4 protein-coding genes are annotated in these 4972 nt (G+C 64.2%); all 4 read right to left on the bottom strand.

What is annotated here, in order from left to right; translation table 11 throughout:
* Positions 1-385 precede the first annotated feature (385 nt).
* The 4 genes from EOA33_RS24090 to EOA33_RS24105 all read right to left on the bottom strand — a co-directional run bounded on the left by EOA33_RS24090 (position 386) and on the right by EOA33_RS24105 (position 4706).
* On the bottom strand, positions 386-1000 hold the full coding sequence (locus EOA33_RS24090; protein WP_127406758.1) for a hypothetical protein: 615 nt from the start codon (positions 998-1000) through the stop codon (positions 386-388).
* Between the two features lie 567 nt (positions 1001-1567).
* Positions 1568-3055, bottom strand: coding sequence for a phage/plasmid primase, P4 family (locus EOA33_RS24095; protein ID WP_127406759.1), 1488 nt, complete (start codon positions 3053-3055; stop codon positions 1568-1570).
* Positions 3052-4032 carry a hypothetical protein gene (locus EOA33_RS24100; protein WP_127406760.1) on the bottom strand — a complete coding sequence of 327 codons (981 nt, stop codon included), beginning with the start codon at positions 4030-4032 and terminating at the stop codon, positions 3052-3054. Before EOA33_RS24100 ends, EOA33_RS24095 begins: the two co-directional genes overlap by 4 nt.
* The gene (locus EOA33_RS24105; protein ID WP_127406761.1) at positions 4029-4706 is read right to left on the bottom strand and encodes a hypothetical protein; all 678 of its coding nucleotides are present in this window, start codon (positions 4704-4706) and stop codon (positions 4029-4031) included. Before EOA33_RS24105 ends, EOA33_RS24100 begins: the two co-directional genes overlap by 4 nt.
* Between the last annotated feature and the right edge of the window lie 266 nt (positions 4707-4972).

Consider the following 4972-nt stretch of genomic DNA (forward strand, 5'->3'; position numbering starts at 1 on the left):
GAAGCCTTCGTCATCGTCTTCGTCTTCGGATGGCGCCGGGCGAGCTGTCGACGACGGCGGCATGGCCGGCATGACGTCTTCGCCATCGGTGTCGTCGAGACCGTCGGCGAACTCACTATCGGCGAGATCGGCAAGCAGAGGATCGCGAGGGGCGGACATGTTCGGTGTCTCCGTTGAACTAAGATGGGACTATATTCCTAGCATATGCTCTGACGCAAGGTGTTCAGGCGACAAATGTGCCGTGTTCGGAGGGCTGATTTTTGGGGGTCGGCGGAGCCTCATTCCGTCGTCCTTTGCAAAACGATAAGATATTTCAATAGGATAGCATACGGTAAGATTCTAGAGGCTTTCTACCTACAAAGCTACGCCATCCTGGCGGCGAAAATTACCATCCGGTGCGCGGGTCATGCAGTTCCATGCCATTGCCGAAACGCCGCCTCCATGCGTCATCGGGCGAGGGCAGCTCCGGCGTGTCATCGTCAGTTGCCGGGTTTGCTGTCGCCGGTCGCGGCCGGCGCTCCGGCGTCGGCTCCGGCCTCGCTTCCGGCGCTGGCCCGCGCCTGCTTCGGGCGATCGATGGCCTCGCCGCTGCTGCGATCATCAGCGCCGCATTTAGTCGGTCAGGGCTGACAGGCGAGAGCGGCCTCGGCGCGATCTTCTCAACCGCGCGCTGAAGCTCTTCAGCGCGCTCAGCGTCGCGTGGGTCGGGCTCGGCGGGCGCGGCCGGCAGCAAGCCGGCCAGCGCGTCTTTGAGGGCTGTAGCGCGTTGATGCAGATCGAGCGCCTCGACATATTCCTCGTAGGTCGGCTTCTCGGCGTCGGTGGCACGGCCCCGCTCGATCGCCTCTCTGAAGCCAGGGTGTCGGTTCTGCCACTTCACCAACGTGCGCCGGTCGACGCCCAGCCGATCGGCGATCGCGAACACGCCGCCGCCGGCTTCAGCGGCTGCAAAGGCGCTTTCCACGTCGAATTTGGGTGGTCTTCCTCGTCCGCGCGCCATGGTCTGGGGCGTCCTTTCGGTGGTCGGTGGGGTGGCAGCTCGGCCTCCTTACCGAAGGGAGACCGAGCTGCCCAATAGTGCGGCCTCCGCTGCACCGAACCAGCGCGGAGGACGCGCTTCCCGGTTCGGGTCTGGCATGGCGGCGGGAACCGGGAAACCAGAGCGATGCCGAGGACTATATTCCTAGCAGGAAGGGCGGCCGGGCGCAAGGCCGTCATCGAGACGCAACCGGTGGCGGTCAGCAACCGCTTTTAGGGGCTGTAGTTAAACGTGAGCCTTAATTCGTTGCCGGCGGCCCTACCAGCCGCGCCACGTCGGCGGCATGGCGGGGCCGAGATGAATGAGACCACCGTCCGCGGGCTCGGCGTGGGCGGCGGTCGGAGCAGCGCCAATCGTCGAGGCGGGTGATCTTGTCGTCAGTCAGTTCAGGCTCCTTAGGGCCAAACACGGGCACGTGTTCAATCTCTCTCTAACAAGGGTCTGTGTGTGTCTCTCTCAAGAGAAATTTATACGCTTGCCCGTGTTTGCACGTGTTTAGAGAGAGAAGGCATTGATTTAGCAACGTTTTCACCGGTCGTCTTGCGCACGTGGCTCCGCGTGATCTGCGCGTGTCGGCAACGGCAACACCCTCTCGCGCTCGCTCTCTCGCTGGCCAGACATGGGCACGGGCGATCTTGTGCCCGTGTTTGAGGGTGTGTCCCTAAGCGTGATGCCGGCGTATTTTTCCACGACCTTGTCTGTCTCGGGGTCTCTGGGCTGATGCCTTTTTACGTCCGGGCAGGCCGCGTACAGCTTCTTTCCGAACACGGCATGGCTCAGCGTTTTGACGTTGTGCCTGTGGGTCCAGCGCACGTAGGCGTCGTATAGGTCTATCGTCTTGACCGTCAGATCGTCGATGCCGACATGGCACATCTCGCACACGAAAAGACCCACCGCGGATGACATCGCGGACATGATCCTGTGCACTTCCTCCGCGTCTTCAGGCACTGTGAAGCGCCCGCGCTCAGTGAGCTGATCCAGCCCGTCTAGCGCCCAGTTGAAGATGCCGGGCAGCTCCTTTTCAAGCCGCGCGCCGAGCGTCAGGTCTTCCCTACCGCTCCAGCTTCTTTTTAGGCGAAGCGGGATAAACCGGTCGACGATCGCACCTGAAGCGTCTTCCAGCTCTAGCGTCTCGTTCGATGCTACCACGATGCGGGTTTGCAGCCTTCCGTGCCAGAAACCGCGTCCCTTCCGGTTTATGGCCATCTCGTCTTCGCCGGATATCTTGAGCAGGCGCTCGACTACCGCCGTCCCGCTCCGGCTGTCGAAGCGCGCGTCGACCAGCGTCATAAGGCTTTTACCGACCGCGCTTTGCAGGCCAAAGGTACCGACAAGGTCCGCCGCCGCCGCGCCGTACACGCTACCGCCGACCATCGCGCTCATGACGCGCAGGATCGTGCCTTTGCCGCCGCGCTTGGCGCCTACCATCAACAGCATCTTCTGCAGGTCGGTGCGCCCGCTGACGACGTAGCCGAACCACTGCTGCAGGGCTTCCTTTGACATCGGCTTGTCGGGCCATAGGCTGTCGAGGAAATCGAACCACAACCTAGGCTCGGGGGCGTCGCCGTCAAAATCGAACGGAGTTGCCACGGTGTTGAAGTACGCGGGAGTTGGGTCGAGCAGATAGCCGCTCGACATGTCCAGCAGTCCGTTCCGGCACGGCACGATCGTGCCCGTCTTTCGATCTTTGTCCAGCCACGACGGTTGCTCGATCTCAGCCGGCAGGTCGCACACCGATGTAAGCGCTTCCATAAGATTGGCGATCTTGCGCTTGTCGGGAGACCACGGCTTGGCCTCGTCGCCGACCATGTAGACCTTGTCTTTCGCGTACCGATACAGCTCGTTCCTCACCGCCTCGGCGTCCTTTTCGGCCCACGTCACGCCATCCCAGGACCACCAGCCGCCGCGCCAACGGCAGAGCGTCGGCCACCCGTCGGTGTGCGTTTTCGTCGTCATGAACTCTTCGGCCGCCTGCATGGGCTGGTTTGGCGAGCTTATCTGTTTCGGAGCGGTCATTGTCCTGTAACCTCAAAGAGCCTCGCCAGCTTGGCGGGGATGTTTTCCATAAGGGATGTGTCGGGCTTCGCGACGTGCTTGACGGTCCCGTCGTGGTCCGTGATCACAAGGCGCCCGTCGCGGGTCGTCGCGATCTGGCAGCGGTCGCGGCGTTTGGCCGTCGGGTCGGTGAAGCTCGCCGAGCAGCGCAGGCCTTGCAGCCCGTAGGCGCCGAGCGCCTGCAGATCGGCCAGTGTCCGGTCGACCCAGTCGCTGCACCGGAAGACCATGCCCTCGGTGAGGTCGTGCACCCAGTTGGTCTTGTTCTCGCCTTTGGTCGTAAACTCGACAGGCGACCAGCCGGCGGCGTCGAGGATGTTCTCGACGATGTCGAGTATCTTGAAGAATTGCTTCTTCGTCAGGGCCGGCAGCTCGTCGGCCCTCGTGTCGAGCGGCGAACGGCCTTCCCAGCGATAGAAGATCGGCTCGACGCCGCGCCTCGGTGCCGTGTGGTAGCCGACAGCTCCAAACTGCCGGGGCGAGCCGCCGCCGAAGATTTCGGCGCAGTAGGCTCCGTCGTCGGCCGTCGTGCCGGGCTTGAGAAACTTGCTGGTGTGGAGGCGGCCGAAGGGTTCGGAGGTCCGGCAAAATAGCGCGAACTTGTACCCTTTGCCGAACCGCAGCAGCGCGTCCTTCAGCGCCGGGAAGGCGCGGAGGATGGCCGCACGTATCGTCTCGGCGAGGTGGTCATCGACGTCGACGTCGATGGCGGCGATCCCGTTCTCGATCCGGATACCGGTCGAAAGAGAGGTGCGGTGCAGCCAAGCCTCATCCGTGGTGACCATCTCGACGGTCGCCTGCTCCGTCGTCCAGCCCTTTTGGAAAGTTCGCTTGTCGACGTTGCGGGTGATCGGCCAGCCGTTCACGATCATGGCGATGCGGTCGCGCGTCGCCTCTTCGACGGTGATCCGATGGAACAGTTCGGTAATGGCGTTCATCGTGCGCTTCCCTTCTGAAGGGTCGAGGATTGGAAAAAGGCGGCCCGCTCGGCGGCCCGCTCGGGATCGTGCGGCGCGATCGAGCCGAAGCCGGGCGCGGCATGGCCGCCGCGCCGCCCGACCGTCATCGGCATGCCTTCGCCGCGCAGATGCGCGCGCCAAGCGGCCAACGAGCCCTTGAGGTAGGTGTGCTGCAGGCGCCCAGCTTCGGCGTCGAGCGCGGCGATGCGCTCATCGTCCGGCGTGATGACAAGCAGCTTCGCGCCGAGCCCGAGCGCGAGCCATGCCGGGTAGGTCGCGTCGATTTCGAAGCGTAGCAGATACCGCTCGCGGAGACCGGCCAGCTGCCGCTCGTCGACGTGGTAGGGATGCGCGACGATCGCCGCCGGCCGCCCGTCAGCGCGATAGAAGATCGGTTTTTCAAACCCCTCTTGCGGGTAGCCGATCTCGCCGCGCCGTGTCTGGTTCGATCGCCGCTCCAGCTGCCCGAGGCAAAAGGACAAGGGCCGGGCCGGGAGACGCCAGCCGTTGCGGTAGCCGTAGTCTTCGGCCAGCAGGCGCGCCGCCTGGTGGCGACGCCAGCCTCGCGCGTGCTCGACCGTGTCGCGCGCCTTGGCGAACTCGGCCTTCAGGAGCGGCGGCACTGTCACGCGCTGCGCGAGGTCGTAAACCATTTCAGGATGCGGCCTTCTGCCGGAAATGCGCGGCCCAAGGCTGCGCGCTGTCGGCCCGAGCGCCCCTTGGGCTGGCGCCCGGCCTAGGTGGCTTTGGCAGCGCCGGGAGAACCCATTGAGCAAGCAGGCGATTGACGCGGGCAAGCGATGCCGCGGCGCCGGTCGTAGCCGACCAGGGGGCGTTTGCGTCGCCATGCCAAAGCAGCTCGCGCTCGACCCATGCTACCTGCTCCGTCGGATCGGCGAGCGTGACGACGCCTTTGTGG

This window comes from Mesorhizobium sp. M4A.F.Ca.ET.050.02.1.1 (genome assembly GCF_003997725.1).
Taxonomy (GTDB): Bacteria; Pseudomonadota; Alphaproteobacteria; order Rhizobiales; family Rhizobiaceae; genus Mesorhizobium.